Annotated in this window: 17 protein-coding genes; 10 read left to right on the forward strand and 7 right to left on the reverse strand. The window is 65.8% G+C overall.

Annotation, left to right across the window (positions count from 1 at the left end):
* Positions 1-101: 101 nt before the first annotated feature.
* The 3 genes from AC04PT_RS16440 to AC04PT_RS16450 all read right to left on the reverse strand — a co-directional run bounded on the left by AC04PT_RS16440 (position 102) and on the right by AC04PT_RS16450 (position 2,544).
* A complete protein-coding gene (locus AC04PT_RS16440) occupies positions 102-1,166 on the reverse strand; it encodes an extracellular catalytic domain type 1 short-chain-length polyhydroxyalkanoate depolymerase (protein ID WP_482874816.1) in 1,065 nt (354 codons plus the stop codon).
* Positions 1,167-1,197: 31 nt separating this feature from the next.
* The gene (locus AC04PT_RS16445) at positions 1,198-1,614 is read right to left on the reverse strand and encodes a CopG family transcriptional regulator (RefSeq protein ID WP_482874817.1); all 417 of its coding nucleotides are present in this window, start codon (positions 1,612-1,614) and stop codon (positions 1,198-1,200) included.
* 75 nt (positions 1,615-1,689) lie between these two features.
* Positions 1,690-2,544, reverse strand: a complete 855-nt coding sequence (locus tag AC04PT_RS16450; RefSeq protein WP_482874818.1) for an SDR family oxidoreductase — start codon at positions 2,542-2,544, stop codon at positions 1,690-1,692.
* A gap of 268 nt (positions 2,545-2,812) precedes the next feature.
* On the opposite strand from AC04PT_RS16450, the gene AC04PT_RS16455 reads away from it, so the two are divergent.
* The 4 genes from AC04PT_RS16455 to AC04PT_RS16470 are packed head-to-tail and all read left to right on the forward strand — an operon-like array spanning position 2,813 to position 7,593.
* Positions 2,813-3,487: a hypothetical protein gene (locus AC04PT_RS16455; protein WP_482874819.1), complete on the forward strand. Its 675-nt coding sequence runs from the start codon at positions 2,813-2,815 to the stop codon at positions 3,485-3,487.
* An 11-nt stretch (positions 3,488-3,498) separates the two neighbouring features.
* Complete coding sequence (locus AC04PT_RS16460) at positions 3,499-4,521, forward strand: hypothetical protein (RefSeq protein ID WP_482874820.1); 1,023 nt, start codon at positions 3,499-3,501, stop codon at positions 4,519-4,521.
* A 10-nt stretch (positions 4,522-4,531) separates the two neighbouring features.
* Positions 4,532-6,205 carry a Dyp-type peroxidase gene (locus AC04PT_RS16465; protein WP_482874821.1) on the forward strand — a complete coding sequence of 558 codons (1,674 nt, stop codon included), beginning with the start codon at positions 4,532-4,534 and terminating at the stop codon, positions 6,203-6,205.
* 26 nt (positions 6,206-6,231) lie between these two features.
* Positions 6,232-7,593, forward strand: coding sequence for a cytochrome P450 (locus tag AC04PT_RS16470; protein ID WP_482874822.1), 1,362 nt, complete (start codon positions 6,232-6,234; stop codon positions 7,591-7,593).
* A gap of 205 nt (positions 7,594-7,798) precedes the next feature.
* On the opposite strand, the gene AC04PT_RS16475 is transcribed toward AC04PT_RS16470, so the two are convergent.
* Both AC04PT_RS16475 and AC04PT_RS16480 read right to left on the reverse strand, forming a co-directional pair.
* Entirely contained in the window at positions 7,799-9,313 is a 1,515-nt protein-coding gene (locus AC04PT_RS16475; RefSeq protein ID WP_482874823.1) for a tetratricopeptide repeat-containing protein, read from the reverse strand.
* Between the two features lie 13 nt (positions 9,314-9,326).
* A complete protein-coding gene (locus tag AC04PT_RS16480) occupies positions 9,327-10,469 on the reverse strand; it encodes a patatin-like phospholipase family protein (protein WP_482874824.1) in 1,143 nt (380 codons plus the stop codon).
* A gap of 377 nt (positions 10,470-10,846) precedes the next feature.
* Here AC04PT_RS16480 and AC04PT_RS16485 point away from each other — a divergent pair, with 377 nt between their 5' ends.
* Positions 10,847-11,401, forward strand: coding sequence for a hypothetical protein (locus AC04PT_RS16485; RefSeq protein ID WP_482874825.1), 555 nt, complete (start codon positions 10,847-10,849; stop codon positions 11,399-11,401).
* Here AC04PT_RS16485 and AC04PT_RS16490 read toward each other — a convergent pair.
* Both AC04PT_RS16490 and AC04PT_RS16495 read right to left on the reverse strand, forming a co-directional pair.
* On the reverse strand, positions 11,398-11,892 hold the full coding sequence (locus tag AC04PT_RS16490) for a DUF4231 domain-containing protein (RefSeq protein ID WP_482874826.1): 495 nt from the start codon (positions 11,890-11,892) through the stop codon (positions 11,398-11,400). The genes AC04PT_RS16485 and AC04PT_RS16490 overlap by 4 nt on opposite strands.
* A gap of 79 nt (positions 11,893-11,971) precedes the next feature.
* On the reverse strand, positions 11,972-13,309 hold the full coding sequence (locus AC04PT_RS16495) for an OmpP1/FadL family transporter (RefSeq protein WP_482874827.1): 1,338 nt from the start codon (positions 13,307-13,309) through the stop codon (positions 11,972-11,974).
* Between the two features lie 474 nt (positions 13,310-13,783).
* On the opposite strand from AC04PT_RS16495, the gene AC04PT_RS16500 reads away from it, so the two are divergent.
* From AC04PT_RS16500 to AC04PT_RS16520, 5 genes are read left to right on the forward strand one after another with little or no spacing between them, the layout of a single operon-like run.
* Positions 13,784-14,953, forward strand: coding sequence for a type 2 periplasmic-binding domain-containing protein (locus AC04PT_RS16500; protein WP_482874828.1), 1,170 nt, complete (start codon positions 13,784-13,786; stop codon positions 14,951-14,953).
* A 14-nt stretch (positions 14,954-14,967) separates the two neighbouring features.
* A complete protein-coding gene (locus AC04PT_RS16505; protein ID WP_482874829.1) occupies positions 14,968-15,921 on the forward strand; it encodes a hypothetical protein in 954 nt (317 codons plus the stop codon).
* Entirely contained in the window at positions 15,918-16,589 is a 672-nt protein-coding gene (locus tag AC04PT_RS16510) for a class I SAM-dependent methyltransferase (RefSeq protein ID WP_482874830.1), read from the forward strand. The genes AC04PT_RS16505 and AC04PT_RS16510 overlap by 4 nt, the downstream gene beginning before the upstream one ends.
* Positions 16,579-18,429 (forward strand): SLC13 family permease, encoded by a 1,851-nt coding sequence (locus tag AC04PT_RS16515; RefSeq protein ID WP_482874831.1) that lies wholly within the window; start codon positions 16,579-16,581, stop codon positions 18,427-18,429. The genes AC04PT_RS16510 and AC04PT_RS16515 overlap by 11 nt, the downstream gene beginning before the upstream one ends.
* Positions 18,429-19,478, forward strand: coding sequence for an ABC transporter substrate-binding protein (locus AC04PT_RS16520; RefSeq protein ID WP_482874832.1), 1,050 nt, complete (start codon positions 18,429-18,431; stop codon positions 19,476-19,478). The genes AC04PT_RS16515 and AC04PT_RS16520 overlap by 1 nt, the downstream gene beginning before the upstream one ends.
* The last annotated feature ends 8 nt before the right edge of the window (positions 19,479-19,486 follow it).

The following is a 19,486-nucleotide window of genomic DNA, read 5'->3' on the forward strand; positions in this document are numbered from 1 at the left end:
GGAAGGTTCCGTTGGTGGGTATGTGCGCCGCGTCGAGCGGGGCGGCGGCCGGTCATGCCGAAGGCGTGGCTTCGACATGACGCGGCGCGGCGTTGCGGTTGTTACCCCGCTTTGCCGGTCCCCGGCAGATCGAGAAAAAACCGGACCATTTCGGCGCTGGCGTCCGGGCCTTGCGGATCGGTGTAGGATCCGGCGCTGTCACCGCCGGACCACGCGTGGCCGAGCCCGTCGATGCGCCAGTATTCCAGCGTCGCGACGCCGTCGTCGTCCTGCACCGTGCGGCGGGCGAAGCTGCGTCCGCCCTGCGATCCGGCGTCGAGGATCTCGGCCCCGGACGGTCCTGCCGCGGCGATCTGCGCACTGTTGGCGGGGTCGACGGTGGTGTCGCCTTCGCCGTGGAAGATGATGGTGGGCAGCGGCGTGTCGGCGCTGGTCGCCGCGTCCCGTCCGAGGCGCCCGCCCATGGCGGCGAAGGCCGATCCCACGTCACTGGCGGCCTTGTAGGGCAAGCCGGAATGGGCGCCGATGGCCGAAAAGAGGTCGGGATGGGTGCGGCCGAGGATCACGGCCATGGCGGCCCCGGCGGAGAGACCGGCCACGAAGACACGGTCATGGCGCACGCCCATGCGATCGCGAATTTCACGGGTGAGACCGGCGAGGATGGCGGGCTCTCCGGCGTCGCGGGTCTGATCGCCGGGGGCGAACCAGTTCCAGCAGAGGTTCATGTTGGCGCTGCGCGGCTGCGCCGGGTAGACAAGGATCAGCCCGTGGTCGTCGGCCAGCCGGTTCATGCCGGTGCCGGCGGCAAAATCGGCGGGGTTCTGAGTGCAGCCGTGCAGCATCAGGATCAGGCCGTTGGGCGCGGCTCCGCCCAATTGCGGGATGTAGAGGCGATAATCGCGGCTTCCGGCAGCGCAGGCGTAGCTGTGTTCGCCGAATTGCGCGCCGTCGGCGAGCGGCGGTTCGGTGAAGGTCTGCGGTCCGGGCCTTGCGCGGCGCTCGGCCAGTTCGGCCAGCGTGCGGCCAAGACCGTTGCGGCGCACCGGGACCGGCTGGGTATCGTCGCCGGTAAGCGAGGAGCGGATCAACCGGGTCGCGGCCCCGAGGTCGCCCGAGCGCACAAGCTCGGTCGCCCGGCGCATGGCCGAGCCTTTGTCGTGTTTCATGTCGGATATTCCTTGAAGTCGTTTGTCGTGGTCAGGCGATGCGGTCGCCAAGCGCCAGTTTCACGGCCTTGCTGGCCTGCAACGTACCCAGCACCGTGATCGATCCGATCGTGGCGCGGGCAAGTTCAGGCGTGACATCGGCGGCGATGCGGGCGAGGCCGACAACCTTGATGTGCAGGATTTCATTTCGCGCCGCGACCTCCTCCAGGTCGGCAACCGAATAGTCGCGCAGTCCCAGCTCCATGGTGTGACGCTCGATGGCGTTCGACACGGTGGTGGTGTGCACGTCCAGTTGCTTGCGAATGGCGGTGCGGATGAAATCGCTGCGGTTGGAATAAAATCCCTCCTGTACCAGCAGGTCGATCCGTCCCAAATCCACGAAACCCAGATTTATGGTGATCTTTTCGTTCTCGGGCGACTTCTCCCGGATCGACCTGACGTTGTTCATGCTGTTTCTCCATCCATGTGGATGGTGTACGGATGTTTTGTGGAGGGCGCAAGCGGGTTGCGCCCTGCCGTTGGGTCAGCCTCCGATGAGGTCGCCGCCGTTGGGGTGCAGCACCTGGCCGGTGAAATAGGAACCGTCCTGCGAGGCGAGGAACAGGTAGGCGGGGGCGACTTCGTTGGGCTGGCCGGGGCGGCCGAGGGGGGAGGACTTGCCGAAATCCTCGACCTTGTCGGGCGGGAAGGAGGCGGGGATCAGCGGCGTCCAGATCGGCCCGGGGGCGACGCCGTTGACGCGGATGCCCTTGCCCGCGAGCTTGCCCGACAACGCGCGCACCATCGACAGGATCGCGCCCTTGGACGAGGCGTAGTCGATCAGCAGGTCCTGCCCGCGGTAGGCGGTGACGGAGGTGGTGCAGATGATCGAGGCGCCTTCGCCGAGATGCGGAAGGGATTCCTGGATCAGAAAGAACTGACCGCCGAGGTTGGTGCGGAAGGTGCGGAACAGCTGCTCTTCGGAGATCTCGGTGACATCCTTGCGGGCGTGCTGTTCGGCGGCATTGCAGATCACCACGTCGAGACCGCCGAATTCAGAACGGGTCTTTTCGACGATCTCGGCGCAGAACGCCTTGTGGCCGATGTCGCCGGCCATGAGCAACGCCTTGCCTCCCTCGGCTTCGACCTTGTCGCGGGTCAGCTTGGCGTCCTCGTGCTCATCGAGATAGGCGATGGTGACGTTGGCACCTTCGCGGGCGAACAGGATCGCGACAGCCCGGCCGATCCCGCTGTCGCCGCCGGAGATGATCGCGGTCTTGCCCTTCAGGCGGTCGGAGCCGGGGTAGCGCGGCATGTACTCGGGCTCGGGGTTCATCTTGTGTTCAAGACCCGGCTGGCGTTGCGCGGTGTCGAGCGTGTCGAGGTCACTGGTGTCCATCTCGGTCGTCCTCCAGATTTCTGCGGGCCAGATTTTTCACAGAGACAACAGGTGGGAGTGGGGGGATGTTCCGCCGATGGGTCAGCACCTCGGACGTTTTGCCGGGACGACCGAAACCCATGAACCGCCAGCGCAACCAAGGGGAAGCTGCCCTGTGGGCACCTTCAGCGTTGACGGGTGAAAGTCGCTGAAATACAACGTAAGAGCGGCTTCAATTTTTCAGATTTCGCTTTTTTCGTGCAAATGCGTTGAGAGAAGGAAGTGTTTCATGTCGAATATAGGCGGCAAGGCCTATGCGATGAATGTCGTCACGCCGAGCAATCCGAAGATCACCTGGATCAACCGGCTACTGTTCATGGCGTCGCGGGGATTGCCCGAGAACCTGAAGGGCCTGCTGGGGCTGTCGATCATTCACTTCGCGCGCTGGGTCATCATCCGCCCGAAGGACTGGCCGGACCTTGGGCAGGGCAAGCAGACGATCAAGAACGATTACATGCTGTTCTGCTCGAACTTCAACGGCACGTGGGACCAGTATATCGACGCGTTTTCGGACGGGATTCCGAAGGGGCTGAACCTGTTCTGGTATTCGGCGACGAAGTATCCGCAGTCGATCCCTGTGACGACGTTCAAGAATTACATCACCTACAACCAGATCAACACCGATTACTACTACAACGCCACGCCGGGATCGGCGCAGCGCGACATCAAGGCCAGCCTGACGGTCTATGACACCATCCTGAAGCTGGCCGAGGCGCACAAGTCGCAGACGCCCGCGCAGTTCGCCAAGACCTATCGCGAGGCGATGTACAAGGTGCAGTTCGCTTTTGGAGAGCCGGGGGTCGGGCCGGTGGCCAGCCTCGATACGGAACGCGCGGACATCAACCGGGGGGCCTATGTCAAGCGCGCCCAGGACGCCTTCGACAGCGAACGCGCATCCGCGTGAGGGAGTGAGACATGCCCGATCTTGATACCGGCCACCTGTTCCTGACCACGCTGGCGCCGATCCGCAACGGCAAGGCGCCCGGCGACCCGACGATGTCGTGCGAGCAGAAGGTGCGCACCGCGCTGGCGGTGATGCCCACGGCGCTGCAATCGCCAGCGACGCAGAACACCGGGATAAACAGCCCCTTTGCACGCAACAGGCGCAATCATCTGGCGCGGATGTTCGTGATTTCGGACGTGATTTATAACGGGCGCAATCCGCAGAACCCGATCGTTTCGACCGCGCGCGGCATCAACCCGGTGAACCCGCAGGAAATCGACAAGCTGAACTGCGCCTACCTTGCCTTCTGCGCCGATATCGACGCGGTGACCCGCGACGGCGACCCCCTGCCCGACACGCTGAGCGAGGCCGAGCAGCGCGAGGTGCGCAAATACTATACCCGCACCCTGTGGGAGACCATGGGCGAGGAGCTGAAGGCGGTCTATGAAAACTGCTATGGCTTCGAGAACGTCACTTCGGCCGATGGCTTCGCCGACTACCTCGACCGGTGCCACGTCGAGACGACGATGCCGTTCCACGACTATTACCTGAAACTGCCCGCGTTCAATTCGCTGCCGGTCAAGCGCCTTCTGGCGGCGGTTCTGGTGCCGGCGGCGATCGCCCTGCTGGCGCTGATCCTGCGGATCTTCGGCATGATCGACCTTTGGGGGATGAGCACGCTGGCGATCTTCGTGATCGGGCTGATCGTCGCTGTGGTGGCCGCCGTGCTGAGCGTGCGCTACGCGATCGGCAACGGGGCCAAGCCGCTGGCGCCGGGGGAGTACGACGACCTGCCCTCGGTGCTGAAGGCGCTGTATATCCAGCAGACCTTTGCCGAGTTCGCCATCGACCACCAGGGCGCGGACGAACAGACGCTGCACGCGGGCTTTGGCGACTTCCTCAAGGCGCACCAGCCGGAGAACAAGTGGTCTCCGACGCAGAACCCCGGGGTGATCGCGCATCACTGCGACGGCGGGCTTTCGACACAGGATTGATCAAGTGGACATGACACGCAGGCTGAACCTCGACGACATCCAAGGCAACGTGATCCGGGCCTACGGGCGCTATTCCTTTCCCTTCGCGCGGTACTTCTTCCTCAACATCGTCGATCCCGGCAAGGGGCGGCAGTTCATCGACGCCGTGCGCCGCAAGGTCACCACCGGCGCGGTCTGGCCCAAGGACGGCAAGCCCGACGTGACGCTGAACATCGGCTTCACCTTCCTCGGCCTGCTGAAGTTGCAGATCCCCGAGCGGACCCTGCGCGGGATGCCCGAGGATTTCATTTCGGGCATGAAGAACCGCGCCTTCATCCTGGGCGACCGCGACGTGACCAAGACCGAGGCGGAATCGGTGGGCTGGGACAGTCACTGGGATCCGATCTGGCAGGGCAACCGGGTGGGCGACGGCGACGACAGCGACAACGTGCACATCTGGATCTCGATGAATGCGCAGTTGAAGGAGCTGGGCCGCGATGAGCCTGCGGACGCGCTGGAAGAACAGACGCAATGGCTGCGCGATCTTTGCGGCGAGCTGGACCAAGGGGTGCGGATCCTGACCACCAACGGGCAGAACGGCGATCAGGAATACCAGGCGTCCTCGGCGATCTTCGAGGAACACGATGGTGTCAGGCTGCCGACGCCGAAGGAGCATTTCGGGTTTTCCGACGGCGTGGGCGATCCGGTCTACAAGGGGCAGTACCCGCCCGACGTCGAGAGACAGGCCGTGATCGGACGCGGCAAGCGGATGAGCCCCGAGGCCGGGTGGGAGCCGCTGGAGGCCGGCGAGTTCATCCTCGGCCAGCCCGACGAAAGCCAGGAGCTGCCGCCTGCCGCCGCGCCGCCCGAGTTCACGCGGAATTCGTCGTTCATGGCCTACCGGAAGCTGCACGAGAACGTGGGCTCATTCGAAGAGGTGATGCGCGCGGAGGCCGAGACCTATGCCAAGCATCAGGGCGTGTCCTACGAGGAAGCGCGCGAGACGCTGCACGCCAAGATCTGCGGGCGCTGGTCGGACGGGGTGCCGATCGCGGTGGTGCCGACCTACGAGGAATGGATATCCTTCGGCGAGAAGATGGGTTTTCGCGACCCGGACCCGGTGAAGGCGCTGATGAACCAAGTGGATTACCTACGTTCGCCGGCGGCCTCGGATTTCGTCTATGCCGACGACATGGCGGGTTACAAATGCCCGGTGGGGTCGCACCTGCGGCGGATGAACACCCGCGATTACCTCGATCCACTGAACCAGTTGGGCGACGATCCCGAGACCGGGACGCAGTACAAGAACGAGAACGCCACCTCGGCGCTGAACAAGCGGCGGCGCATCCTGCGCCGGGGGCTGCCCTACGGGCCCCGCTGCGGCGAGGAGAAGACCGACGAGACCGAGCAGGGGGTGACCATGATCATCATGTGCGCCAGCCTGTCGCGGCAGTTCGAATTCGTGCAGCAGCAGTGGATTCAGTATGGCCTCGATTTCCATCAGGGCAACGACACCTGCCCGATGCTGGGCAACCACGATCGGCACAAGCGGTTCACCATCGTCGCCGATCCGAAGTCCGGAAAGGCCCCCTTCGTGATGTCGAAGCTCAAGACCTTCGTGGAGTGCCGGGGCGGGGATTACTTTTGGATCCCGTCAATGACGGGCCTGCGGATGATGGCGATGGGCATCGTCGACGCGACATGAACTTTCGGTCAGGAAAGGGTTAGGCGATGGTCCAGGCTTTGCGGAATGTGGGCAGCGCGTCGATGGCGCGGCTGTCGGTCTGGGGCGAGGGCTTTCGCGGGCTGGGCCAACTGGCCGGCGTGGCGATGGAGGCGCGCAAGGCCGACGGCGGCTTCAAACGGAACATCGGCGCGGCGCTGAAGACGCCGGGCGGGCAGCGCAAGGTGTTTTCGGTACTCAGGGCCTTCGCGCCCAACCTGTCGCTGAAACGGCAGCTGGTGAAGAGCTATGACAACACCGGCACGGTGATCGTGACGCGCAGCGACGATTGCTATGACGTGCTGAACCGGAACGAGGATTTCGAGGTCGTCTACGGTAGCCGGATGCGCAAGCTGACCGATGGCGAGAACTTCTTTCTGGGGATGCAGCCGGGGTGGGACTACACCCGCGACACCGCCGCCATGCGGCTGGCGGCGCGGATGTCGGACGTGGCCGGGACCGTGCTGCCGCGGGCGCAGGCGAAGGCGGCCGAGATTGTCGCGGCGTCGGGCAGGCGGATCGACCTGCCGCAAGACCTGTCGTTGCAGGTGCCTTGGGACATGACCGACACCTATTTCGGTGTCGGCGGGCCGGATGCGGCGACGATGAAGGACTGGACCTCGACGCTGTTCTGGTACCTGTTCGAGGATCTGCCGGCGGACCCGGCACTGGATGCGAAGGCGATGGACCACGCGGCCGGGCTGCGGGATTATCTGGATGCGGCGATTGCCGAGCGGAAGGCCAATCCGACCGGGGACGAGGATATCCTGAACCGTTGTCTGGCGTTGCAGGCGGCGGGGACGCCGGGAATGTCGGATCTGGGCATCCGCAACAATATCCTCGGGCTGCTGATCGGGGCTATTCCGACGATCTCGAAGGCCTGTTGCTACGCGATGGACGAGTTGCTGAACCGGCCGGATGCGCTGGCCGGGGCGCATCGGGCGGCGGCGCAGGGCGACGAGGCTGCGGTGGCGGCCTACGTCTGGGAGGCGTTGCGGTTCTATCCGCACAATCCGGTGATCTACAGGCGGGCGACGCGCGATTGCACGATCGCGGGGTCGTCGCTTCGGCAGGTGAACGTGCGCAAGGGGCAGATGGTGTTTGCGGCGACCGCCTCGGCGATGTTCGACCGGCGGGCGGTGGAGGATCCGGACGAGTTCCGGACGGACCGCAGCTTTGAGACCTACATCATCTGGGGCTACGGGATGCACGTGTGTTTCGGCGCGGCGATCAACAAGGCGGTGATCCCGGCGATCCTGACGCCCCTGCTGGCGCAAAAAGGTCTGCGACGCGCGCCGGGGAAAGCGGGGCAGATCGACACCGGGCCGACGCCGCATCCGAAGCACTTCCATCTGGAATTCGACGCATAACGGCCATGAGGTCCCGGCTCGGGGCCGGGACTGCGATGCTTTGCGGGGGTTGGCGAGGCGCGTTGGGTCGAGGCTGGATGCCCTGCGCGGGGTCAAGGCGAAGCCGCCGGGCAATCTCCGACCTTTCCCCGCGGATTGCGCGGCTCGGTCTTGGTGCGACGGGAAAGATGCGTGAGATCACGCACCCTACGGGCGGTCTCCGGGGTCAGTCGTAGTCGACGCGGTAGGTGACTTCGATGGAGCGCACGGACCGGCCCGGGGCGATGTCGGGCCGGATGGTGATCCGCCCGCTGCTGTCCGCCACCGGCTGCGGGGTCCGGACCGCTGCGGCTTGCGATGACGGCTCGTCCGGCGGGGCGGCGCGTTCGAACTCGGCAATCAGGGTGGCCAGCTTGGCCTTCTGCTCGGCGTAGCTGCTCTTGGCGAAGTCGCTGGCTTCCGCGTCGATCTTGCGCTCCAGCCGGTCCGTTTCTGCGCTGCGACCCATGCCGAAATAAGCCTCGGCCAGCGTCAGGTAGATCCATTCGCGGTCGCCCCGGATGGCGGCCTCTCCCTCATCGCTTAGCAACCCCTCGCAGATCGCGGCCACCTGCTGGCGGATCATGTTGGCGTGGCCGTAGCTGACGATGGCGTCAAACCGGTTTTCCAGCCGGGTGGCGCGCAGGGTGTACATGAAGGCGGTGTTGATGCCGTTGTAATAGTCCTGCTTGATGTAAAAGCCGCGCTGGTAAAAGCCTATGGCCCTTTCAAGGTGGGCGAGATCGCCGGTGAGGTCGTGCAGCCGCTTGTTGATCGCCCCGGCAAGGCCGAGGGTCTCGGGGTCGGTGGTCACATTTGGGGCGCAATGGCGTTCGAGGATGTCCTCGGCGGCGTGGAGCGCGGCGATGGCGGCGTCACGGTCGAGGCTGCCGTCAGCGGCACGTTTTTCGCCGGCCTTGTAGGTGGCCAGCGCCAGTGTCTGAACGATGTAGACGTCGGGTTTGACCTTCGCCTTCCGGTGCGTATCGACGAGGGTTTGCAGCAGGTCTCTGGCGCGGTCGAATTCCTTCGCCTTGATCGCGGCCTCGGCCCGGGTGAGCACGTCGGCAAGCGACTCGCCTTCGGATGCGGACGCGATGCGCCGGTCGGGGGGGACATAGGGCGGCGGTTCGAGGAAGGATTCGGATACGTAGACCGGCGGGGTCATGTGGTGCAGGTTGCGGTAGACCGGGCTGTCGGACTCCGGCGGCAGGTCGGGCGCGGTGCGGCGGCGCTTCATCTCGATCCTGAAGAGCCGGGTCAGCAGGTCGCCGAGGAAGGGCACGAAACGGGTCTGTTCGGCCTCGGTAATGTCTTCGCCGCCGTGTTCGTACTGGTGGATGACGAAGGACGACAGATCGAAGGGGATGTGTCGCAGCAGCATCCCCTCGGCGATCAGGACCGTGGTGTTGGGGCGTTGGGCGTGGCGCACGCCGAGTTCGTAGAACACATTGGCATTGAGGGTCGAGAGGTCGGCAATCACCAGATCGGCCTGAAAGATCCAGCGGTACATGATGCTGTCGATCTGGCCCGTGAGGTTGGCGTCGATGGCGCGGAAGCAGTTGATGCCGGCGCGGTCGCAGGCGGGCTGGACGAGGTGGGTGAAGGTCTTGTCGAGGTTAAGCACGCGGCCGGTGGCAGGATCGGTCTTCTTGCCGAAGCCGGTCACGACGAAACAGGTGAGTTGATCCGGTTCTGCCATCGCCCTGCCCTTCTCAGACGTCGAAGGTCTTGTCGAAGTGATCGTCCCGGATCAGGACGCCGGCGGCCTTGCCGATGTCGGTCAGGTCGCCCATGTTCTCGGGCTTGTCCATCTGCGAGATCGCGTCGAGCTGGTCCTGCGTGTAGTCGATGCCGACGTTTGTTTTCAGCCAGTCGCTGTCGAATTCGACGTTGTAGCGCAGGTAGGTCAGGAGCGGCGGGCCGCCGCCGAAATAATCCTGGCCGAGGTCGCCGACTTCGCTGTCGATGGTGCGAGCGGTGGGGCTGTCGGACATCCATTGCAGGAGCTGTTCGTTCAGCGCCGCGGCGTCGTCCATCAGCGAGGACAGCCCGCGCACGCCCAGTTCGGCCGCGGTCATGTTCATGATCCTGTCCTGGGTGAGCGCGGCGGTCTTGGTGCCGGTGCCGAGCGAGACGATTTGCAGCTTGTCTGCGCCCAACGGCCAGCCGAGCCCGTGCGCCTTGATGGTGGCCAGCATCAGCAGTTGCAGCGCGGGGTTGTTGTGCGGGCTGACGCCGCCGTCGACGAAGGCACCCTGCAGGTCGGCGGTGACGTCGATCAGCTCGGGCTCGAAATAGGTGGGCGCGGCGGCGCTGGCGCGGACCACCTGGCGCAGCAGGTAGTCGCGGTTGGGGGTCGAGGTGCTGCCGGGCATCTGGTTGAAGTAGACCCCCCTGGGGTTATTGTGCACGATCCACGGGCTGCCGGTGTCGAGCCGTTTCAGCACGATGCCGAGGCCGGTTTTGACCTCGGGCCCGCCAAGGCAGATATCGCCGTATTCCCGCTTCAGCCCCTCGCGCACCGCCTTGGCCGAGAACTTGGGCCGCAAGAGGCCCTTGCGGAACATCGAGGACTGGAAGATGTCGTTGCCGAACTCGAGGTAAAGCTTGTCGATGCGGCTGACCTCCCACCCCAGTGACAGGGCCGAGGCGATGATGGCGCCGGTCGAGGTGCCGCCGATCAGGTCGAAATAGTCCGACAGCACGAGGTCGGGCTTGCCGGAGCGCTGGCGCAGAATCTGTTCGATCCTGGCCAGCATCTGAAGGGTGAGGATGCCGCGGATGCCGCCGCCGTCGAGCGCGAGGATGCGTTTGGGGCCGGGTCCGAAAAGATGGTCTTGCAGATCCTTGGACATGTCGTTCGCCTTTCATGTGCATCGCGGGAATGTCTTGAGGGGAACCGGGCTGCCGGAGCGGGAATTTCGGGGCGGCAGGGGCCCGTGGCGGGGCCGGTACTGGAAATGGATTGTGCTTACGGATTTCGGTGCTGGGTCAATGGAGCCGCGTCAGGGTGCAAAAGTCAACACTAAGGCGAGTTCATCAGGGGTTATGCGTGGTTATCCGGGAATTTCACGCGCACTGGGCGAGCCTTGACGCGATCCGGCGTTCCGGCCCCGAGCCGGGACCTCTTCGTCAGACATGCGCGGGAGGCCCCGGATCAGGTCCGGGGCTGCGGCGCATAGCACGGCAAGCGTCTCTCGCTTTATGGGCGAGGTCGTGCGAGGATCCGGGAATGGCACAGGTTGTAATCTTCAGCGGTCACATGATCGACACGCCCGACCGCGACGCGCCCCGGTTTCCGCCGCACAAGGAGCAGGTGGTACGGGCCAAGCTGGCCGAGGTGCTGGCGGAGTGGCGCGTGGGGGCGGGCGACATCTGCATCTGCAGCGGCGCGCGCGGCGGCGACCTGCTGTTCGCGGAGCTTTGCCTTGAGCGCGGCGCGGTTGTGCACGTGTTTCTGGCCCTGCCCCGGGACGCCTTTCTCGAAGCCTCGGTGCGCCTGCCGGGCGGGGACGACGGCGGATGGGTCGGGCGCTTCCAGCGGGTGCTGCGGCGCGCCGAGGTTCACGAACCGGGCCCGGACGTCGACAGCGAGTCAGTGTTTGCAGAGGCCAACAGCCGCATGATCGAGGCCGCGCGCGCGGCGGCGGAGGGAACGCCGGTTTCGGTGCTGCTGCTCTGGGACGGCGAACGGGGCGGCGCCGGTGGCACCGGTGACGTCGCACAGCGGGTGCAGGACATTGCCGGGCGGATCGCCGTCGTCGATCCGATGCGGCTGGAGCCTTAGCCGGAGGCGGACGGCGCCGGCGTCTTGGCAGGATCGGAACCCGCCTGACGGGCGGCGTCGTCGGACTTGACGGCCTTGCGCATCGACTGGGTCCAGCCGGTTGTTTCGGTGCGCAGCATGGTCTCGACCCGTGTCACCAGCAGCGCGAAGGGATCATCGCCGTCATAGGGCGCGGCGCGGGCGAGGAAGAGGTATTTCTCTTGCTTGAGGCTTTCGGCGGTGGCGCGGTATTCGCTCCAGTTTTCCTGGAAGCGGTAGAGCCCGATGATCCCCGCCAGCACCGTCACCACGAGACCCAGCGCGCCGATTGCCATGGCCACGTAGATCGACCTGTCGGCGTAGCCCGCCAGCAGCGGGATCATGGCGGCGGCGACGATCTCGACCAGACGCAGCTTCTTGTAGGCGCTCTGGTTGGTGCCGGCCTTGCCGTCGTACCAGTCGATCTGGTCATCGAGCCGTTGCTTGATATAGTCCGCTTGCGCGTCGGCCATGTCTCTGCCCCTCTGTTCCGGCTGGGATCAAGCCGAGTGTAGCCGATGCCCGGCACATCCAAAGCGGGAATTTCGCCGGTCAGAAGCTGTGGACGTATTGCACCATGAAGATGTCGGCATCGATCTTGATGTCGCCCTCCAGAGTGCCGCGGCCGGGGTTGTTTTCGGCGGTGAGGCGGATCGGTGCGTCGTCGAAGAAGGTATGCGCATAGCCCAGCTTCAGCGACCGGCCGGGCCGGAAGTCGTGCGACAGCCCGAGACCCACGTAGTAGCGGTCGGCGTTGGGGGCGCGCGGGTTGCGGACCTCGGTGGGGGTGGGCGTCTCGTCATAAGCGATGCCGCCGAAGACCTTGGTCTTGGGGGTTACCTGATAGCCGGCGCCGACGGCGACATAGATCGCGTCGTCCCAGCCATTCCTGACGCGGGCGGTGGGCAGGCCATTGTCGGCCTCGACGATGGTGTCCTCGAACTTGCTCCAGCCGGTGATGGTGGCGGAGCCGTAGAGTTCGAGCTTGTCGTTGACCTGGCCGTGGGCGCCGAGTTGCAGCATCCAGGGGGTGGCGATTTCGTAACTGGCCGAGCCGGTGCGCGAGATGCCGAAGCCCGGCAGGCGGGCCAGCGCGGCGGCGGATCCGTCAAGTTCGACCTCGCCGTCGAATTCATGGTTGATCGAGGTCCGGTAGGAGGCGCCGAAGCGCCATTGGTCGGTGGCCTGATACTCGATGCCGACGGTGGCGCCATAGGCCAGCTTTTCGCCGGTGAACGTGGCCTCGACATCATCGGCACGCGCGGCGCCGCCGGGCACGGTCGGTATATTGGTCGAGAATTCGGAGGTGTAGTACTGGAAGTTCAGCGCCAAGCCGAGGCTGAGCTGATCGGTGACCTGATAGGACAGCATCGGGCTGAGGTTGTAGGCGGTCAGCGAAGTCCGGGTCGCGGTATAGCGCGAGGCGGCGGTGTCGGTGTAGTCGCTTTCGGTGGCCCAAGGCGCGTTGAAGGCCAGCGCGAAGCTCAGCCGCGGGCTGAACTGCTTGGAAATGTAGCCGAAGCCGGAAACGGTGGTGTCGAGGAATTGCGTCGGCGTGCGCGGGTCGCCATCGGTGACGGGCGTGCCGGGCACGATGATGCCCGGCGCGACCTCGGTGTCGGCGGTGGTGGCCGAAAGGTTTTCGAAGCTGTCGTGGGGCAGGATCACCGTGGTGCCGACCGACAGGTTCCAGCCGGGAAAGCGGCTGAGCGAGGCCGGGTTGGAGAAGATCGCCGAGACGTCGTCGATGCCGGTGCCGTTGGCGGCATAGGCGGTGCCGAGGCCCATCGCGCTTTGGTGCAGGTTCTGGTAGCCGTTGGCCAGCGCCGCGCCGGGCGCCACAATCACCGCCGCAAGGGCGAGGGAGGGAAGGTAACGTGTGCTCTGCATCGGATCGTCCTCTTCGGTGGCGCCGGGCGGCGATCCGCGACGGGTGCCGGACGGCCTGGCAAATGACTTGGTGAAACACGCTGCGCCTTGGCGGTCCGGACCTGTGTCGAATCGACCTTGACGCGCAAATCCCCCTGATAACTCGCGCAACTTTAGCCTGCAATTGACGTTACGTGATAATGCTCATTGGCGACGTCCGGGATTGCCGAAGGGACTGGGGATTCTCGGTCACACCGGGCGGCCGGGAGCGCGGGCCGACGCGCGGCGCGGCTTGCTAGGACGTTGGCGGAAGGGGGATTTTCCGGCTGCTTGGGCGCGGGGACATGCGTGACAATAAGGCGACATGACTTGACGTCACACAACTAATGCGAAAACATGAGGCGCAGCCCACACGGCAGCGCCTCTGACGGTCCCGGAGTTTTACCGGGGGTTCGTGCCACGACGGACGGGGCCTGCGCATCTGTTCGGGGACCGATGACGAAAACCGCACCACAGCCGTTTCAGACAGCCAGCCGGGCGCGATCATGGCTCTGGGCCGGCGTCTGGCTGCTGGCGGCGTCCGCGGCCGCGGCGCAGACCTGCGAAACCGCTCCGGTGGCGGTTCCGGCGGGGTTTCCCGATCAGCCGATCAACATCTTCATCCCGCGCAGCGCGGCCTCGGGATCGCTGCCGCTGAGTGCCGAGATGGCCAAGGCGATCGGCGATGTCACCGGCCCGGACGGCGCGCCGCTGGAGATCGAGACCAACCTGCTGTTCCGCTTCGGCGGCAGTCTCGAGGTGGCGCTCGAGTCCTTCGCGGAGTTGCCCGCCAACGGCTATAACGTGCTGCAACTGAACGATACCTATGCCAGCCTGTTGGCCACCTCGGACGATGGCGCGGCGCCGCTGGTGCCGCTGAACATCGCGCAGATCACCTTCAGCCAGCTTTACGTGCCCGGTGGCGACGGCACGCCGCAGGACAAGCTCGCGCGGTTCATCGCCCGCGCCGGGCAGTCCGAGGCCGAGCCGCTGAAGATCGCATTGTTCGGCGGTCAGGGCGTGGGCGCGGGGCTTGAGGATTTCCTGCTCGACAGGTTCGAACGCACGCAGGTGGCGCAGGCCACGCAGCAGCCCGCGGACGGGGCCACCGCCCTGCCCGCCTTTCAGCCCGAGCGGTTCGAAAGCGGGTCCGAGCGCTACTTTTCGCTGTTCAGCGGGACGGGCAGCGCCGGCCGCCGGTCGGATGCGCTGATCGAGCAGCCCGGCGACATCGCGGGGTTGATCGAAAAGGGCCTGCTGACGCCGATCTTTACCCTGCTGCCGGAGGACGACCAGACGCCGGAGTTGCGGGCCAAGCTGGGCGAGACGCCGTCGTTTCCGGCCCTGCGCGGGCAGGGCTGCGACGTGTTCTACCGCTTCCGGGGGTTTTTCGTGCCGCGCGACATGCCTGAGGACCGGCGGCATTTTCTGGAGTGGGTCTTCGTGCAGGCCTTCAACTCCGACAGTTTTCAGGCGTTCAACCGCACGCATTTCATGGATGTGCTCTATTCCGACCCCGAGATCATCCGCAGCTATTGTTCCACCACCGAGGCAGACGCGTTTTTTCACAAAGCCATCGACGAATTCAAAGAGTGCTACGCCGCGAGCCCCGACCTGACCCGTTGACCGGAGGGCCGACAGTGAACGAGACCAACCTTGACCGGGCGGTGCTGGCCGCGGCCGATGGCGCTGTGGGGGCGCGGCGGCTTCTGGCGGCACGGCTGGCTTCGGATCCGCTGCAACGGGCGCTGTTTCCGGCGCACACGGGCCACGACCGCACCGGCGCGCGGCTGGCGCTGTTCCGGGCGCTGCTGCCTGCCTACCACCGGGTGATGGAGGGGTCCGGGGTCGCGGCGCCGCGTGCGTCTTACCTGTTCGAGATCGTGCTGCCGCTGGCCGAGTTTATCGCCGGTCGGGCGGCTGCGTCAGAGCGGTGTTTCCTTGTCGGGCTGGGCGGCGGGCCGGGGGTGGGCAAGACCACGCAGTCACGCATTCTGGCCGCCTGCCTGCCGTTGATGGCGCAGCCGTCACGGCGCTGCCTGAGCCTGTCACTGGACGATTTCTATTATCCGCCGAACGAGCGGCGACGGCGTTGCCACAGATGGCGCACCCTGCCCGGATCGCATGACACCGAACGGCTTGGCGATTTCGTCGCGGCGCTGGACAGGGACGGCGCGCTGGCGGTGCCGCGCTTTGATCTGGGCCGGGATTGTCCGCTGCCGGACGAGGTGCTGGCGGCGCCGCCCGATATCTGCATCTTTGACGGGGCGATGGTGGGGACGCGGTGTCCGGGCTATGACACGCTGGCCCGGCGGTTGGATGTTCTGATCTACCTCGACGCGCCGACCCACCAGTTGCGGCACTGGCGCTTCAGGCGCGAACAGAAGATCCGCGAGCAGAGCGGCGGGGCGGCGGGCTTTTCCGAGACCCAGATGCAGGCGTTCTGGGACGAGGCGCTGGAGCCCAGCATCACGCAATGGGTGATGCCCAACGCGCGCATCGCCGACATCGTGCTGGAAATCGGACCCGAACGCACCTTGCTGGGCGTGCGCCAGCCGCAAACCGCGGCGGCGCGCATGGCGGTGGGACGATGACCGCCGGTGAGGCGGATATCAGGGCGCGGGTGGACGACCTGCTGCGGCAGGGCAAGAACGTGTACCAGCCGCTTTACAACTACCCCTATGAGCCGGCGATCGGACCGCTTCGGCCCTGTGCGGACCGCTGCCGGGCCGTCGAGGCGGCGATGGCCGACGATATCCGGGGCCACAGGCTTTGGGATGCGGGCTGTTCGCTGGGCTACAACACGCTTTATTTCGTGGATCGCGGGATGATCGGGCACGGCACCGACATCGATCCGCGCAACGTGGCGGTGTGCCGCGAGATCCAGCGGTTTACCGACGGCACGGCGGACTTCGTGCAGGAGGCGCTTTCGGCGGAAAGCGTCGAGCGGGTGCTGCCGGGGCAGTATGACTACGCGTTCTTCTTCAGCCTGTTGCATCACATCGTGCAGGCGCGGGGTCTGGCCTATGTGCAGGCGATGATGCAGGTGCTGACCGAGCGTATCCCGGTGCTGTTCGTCGAACTGGCGCAGAAGGCCGAGGTGCCGCCGCCGGGTTATACCTGGGAGGCGCATCTGCCGGAGGACGATCTGGCGATCTTCGCCACATGCGGGCCGCTCAAGGTCGATCTGGTGGGGCGGTTCCCGACGCATGTGGGGCCGCTTGACCGGTCGCTCTACCGGGTGGCGCGCGATGTCCGGTGAGGCCCTGTCGGCGGACCGGCTGCTGGCGGATCCGATCCTCGGGCAGCTCTCGAAGGTCCAGCTGTCGAAGCTGTTGCCGCATATCGAAGCGCGGCTTGTAGCGGCGGGCGAGGCGCTTTACCGGGTGGGCGACCCGGCGCAGACGGTCTACGTGATCCGCGACGGGCGGGTGCGGCTGGAATGCGGCAGCGGGCGGCGGGCGGACTGCGCGGCGGGCTATGCCGGCGAAGAGGCGCTGTTTGGCGCGGGGCACCACAGCGACGCGGCGATTGCGGTCGAGGACAGTGCGGTGCTGGCGATCCCGGCCGCGGCGCTGGCCGAGGCGACCGATCACAGCCGGGCCCTGCGCGACGGGTTTTTCCGGTCCTACGCCACGCGCTATGACGATCCGGGCGCAGCCGCGCCGACGCAGTTGCCCAAGGTGCTGCCGGTGGATGCCAACGTCTTCGCGGTGCTGGGGTGGCTGCTGGCCATCGCCCTGCCCTTCGCGGTGTTCCAGCTGGGCGCGATGCTGGGGCTGAGCGAGGCGACGACGGATTTCCTGGCGATCATCGCGGTCACGGTCTGCATGTGGCTGTTCGGTCTGGTGCCGGAATACGTGCCGCCGCTGTTCGCGGCGCTGGCGGTGATCCTGCTGGACGTGGCGCCGGCGGAACAGGCGCTGTCGGGGTTCCGGTCCGAGAGCTTCTTCATCTGCCTCAGCATCTTCGGGATCGGGGCGTTGATGGTGGCCTCGGGCGTGACCTACAGGTTTTCGCTGTGGGTTCTGGGCCGCGTGCCGTCCACGCTGGCGGGCTATAGCCTCAGCCTGTTCGGGCTGGGGGCGCTGTTGTCGCCGATCATCCCGTCGGTGGTTGGGCGGGTGACGATCATCGCGCCCTTCGCGGTGGAGCTGATCGAGATCTCGAAGGCGGGGCCGCGCGACGTGTTCGCCAACCGGCTGATCTTCAGCCTGACGGCGGGGGCGTCGATCTTCGTGCCGCTGTTTCTGACCGCCTCGGTGCCCAACCTCGTGGTTTACGGGCTGCTGGACCCGCAGACGCAATACGCTTTCGACTGGCTTTCGTGGCTGAACGCGACGCTGGTGTTCGGCGCGCTGGTGCTGGCGTCGTTCGTCGTGGTCTCGGCAGTGATGTTTCGCGGCGCGCGGGGCTTTTCGATCCCGCGCGAGACGATCCGGGAGCAGCGGCGCATCCTCGGGCCGATCGCGGGCATGGAGTGGGTGGCGATCCTTGCGGTTCTGGCGATGACGCTGGGCATCCTGACGGAAGCGGCGCATGGCATCGACGTGCCATGGGTGGCGCTGGCGATCTTCGTGACGCTGATGCTGTTCGGCTCGCTCGAGCGCGAGGCGCTGAAGAACCAGGTCGACTGGCCGGTGCTGGTCTATATCGGGGCCATCGTCGGCTGGGTGCCGATCGCCGCGAGCACCGGGCTCGACGCGGTGATCGTCAGCCATCTGGAGTGGCTGGGCGATTACATGCGGACCGACTTTCCGCTGTTCATCCTGATGCTGTCGGGGATGATCCTGCTGGTCCGGCTGGCCCTGCCCACCGGTGTGACGGTGGTGCTGTTCGTGACGGCGCTGTTTCCGCTGGCGATCTCGGCGGGGGTGTCGGTCTGGCTGGTGGGGTTCATCATCCTCGCGGTGGCCGACACCTTCATCTTTCCCTACCAGAGTTCCTATTACCTGAAGCTGCGGGGCGATCTGGCGGCGCGGGGGTTGGGGGCGGTCTGCGATGACCGTCGCATCATCGCGGCCAACGTGGTGATGCTGGGGCTGAGGATCGGGGCGATCTATGGATCGCTGTGGTACTGGCACCGGCTGGGGTTGATCTGATGAACCGGCTGCGCATTGCCCTGATGCTGGTGTTCATGGCGCTGTTCTTCGGGCTGGTCTATCTTGAGAAGAGCCGGGCGAAACACATCCTGATCGTCCACAGCTACAACACCGATTACGCCTGGGTCGAGGCGATCAACGAGGGTGTCGCACGGGCGTTGGAAGACCACGGCCATGTCTTCACGCGCTATCACTACATGGACCTCAAGAACCACCCGGAGCCGGAGTTCCAGCGCACCGCCGCGCGGTTGGCCGCGCGGGTGATCGCGGAGGCGGACCCCGACGTGCTGATCCTGTTCGACGATCTCGCGCAGGCGCTGGTGGGCAAGGATGTCGAGTCCGCGCGACAGGCGGGGCAGAGCGGGACACGGGTGGTGTTCGGCGGGATGAACGGCGAGCCTTCGGTCTATTACGGTGCGGACACCGACGTCAGCGGCATCCTCGAACGCAAACCGATGGCGGTGATCCGCGACGTCGCGCTGGCGGTGCTGGAAGAGCAGGACGAGCCCGTGGACGACCCCAAGGTGATCTTCATCGGGGACAAATCGCCGTCGATCACGGCGGAGTTGCAGCATTTCACCTCGATCGACTGGGCGCCCTTCACATGGCTGCCGCCAGTGCAGGTCGACACCTTCGACGACTGGAAGGCGGCGGTCGCGCGGGCCGGTGACGAGGCGGATATCATTCTTGTGACCAACTACCGCCAGATCCGGGTTAAGGCGGGTGAGACGCCGCTGGTGCGGCCGGCCCGCGACGTGATGCAATGGACCGAGGCGCACGCCCGGGTGCCGACGGTGGGGATGGGCTGGACCACCTCGGAGGACGGCGCGATGCTGTCGGTCTCGGCCTCGCCCTATGAACAGGGCGAGGTGGCCACGCGCGAGGCGCTGGCGCTGCTGGACGGGGCCCAACCGGCGGGGGCACGGCCGTCGCAGCAATTCATCGTCCACATCTGCCAGCCGGCGCTGGAACGGCGGGGGATCGCGGTGCCCTTCATCCACGAAGCCTTTGCCCGGGCGACGGGAAATTTCTATACAGAGGACTGCTAGGGTGGCGC

The sequence above is a fragment of the Litorisediminivivens sp. KMU-197 genome, assembly GCF_056858395.1.

Excerpts from the sequence above, each read along its gene's own strand:
- AC04PT_RS16465 (WP_482874821.1), top strand. The coding sequence starts at position 4,532 with ATGACACGCAGGCTGAACCTCGACGACATCCAAGGCAACGTGATCCGG.
- AC04PT_RS16455 (WP_482874819.1), top strand. The coding sequence starts at position 2,813 with ATGTCGAATATAGGCGGCAAGGCCTATGCGATGAATGTCGTCACGCCG.
- AC04PT_RS16495 (WP_482874827.1), bottom strand. The coding sequence starts at position 13,309 with ATGCAGAGCACACGTTACCTTCCCTCCCTCGCCCTTGCGGCGGTGATT.
- AC04PT_RS16445 (WP_482874817.1), bottom strand. The coding sequence starts at position 1,614 with ATGAACAACGTCAGGTCGATCCGGGAGAAGTCGCCCGAGAACGAAAAG.
- AC04PT_RS16470 (WP_482874822.1), top strand. The coding sequence starts at position 6,232 with ATGGTCCAGGCTTTGCGGAATGTGGGCAGCGCGTCGATGGCGCGGCTG.
- AC04PT_RS16450 (WP_482874818.1), bottom strand. The coding sequence starts at position 2,544 with ATGGACACCAGTGACCTCGACACGCTCGACACCGCGCAACGCCAGCCG.
- AC04PT_RS16500 (WP_482874828.1), top strand. The coding sequence starts at position 13,784 with ATGACGAAAACCGCACCACAGCCGTTTCAGACAGCCAGCCGGGCGCGA.
- AC04PT_RS16440 (WP_482874816.1), bottom strand. The coding sequence starts at position 1,166 with ATGAAACACGACAAAGGCTCGGCCATGCGCCGGGCGACCGAGCTTGTG.
- AC04PT_RS16485 (WP_482874825.1), top strand. The coding sequence starts at position 10,847 with ATGGCACAGGTTGTAATCTTCAGCGGTCACATGATCGACACGCCCGAC.
- AC04PT_RS16475 (WP_482874823.1), bottom strand. The coding sequence starts at position 9,313 with ATGGCAGAACCGGATCAACTCACCTGTTTCGTCGTGACCGGCTTCGGC.
- AC04PT_RS16460 (WP_482874820.1), top strand. The coding sequence starts at position 3,499 with ATGCCCGATCTTGATACCGGCCACCTGTTCCTGACCACGCTGGCGCCG.
- AC04PT_RS16510 (WP_482874830.1), top strand. The coding sequence starts at position 15,918 with ATGACCGCCGGTGAGGCGGATATCAGGGCGCGGGTGGACGACCTGCTG.
- AC04PT_RS16490 (WP_482874826.1), bottom strand. The coding sequence starts at position 11,892 with ATGGCCGACGCGCAAGCGGACTATATCAAGCAACGGCTCGATGACCAG.
- AC04PT_RS16520 (WP_482874832.1), top strand. The coding sequence starts at position 18,429 with ATGAACCGGCTGCGCATTGCCCTGATGCTGGTGTTCATGGCGCTGTTC.
- AC04PT_RS16480 (WP_482874824.1), bottom strand. The coding sequence starts at position 10,469 with ATGTCCAAGGATCTGCAAGACCATCTTTTCGGACCCGGCCCCAAACGC.
- AC04PT_RS16515 (WP_482874831.1), top strand. The coding sequence starts at position 16,579 with ATGTCCGGTGAGGCCCTGTCGGCGGACCGGCTGCTGGCGGATCCGATC.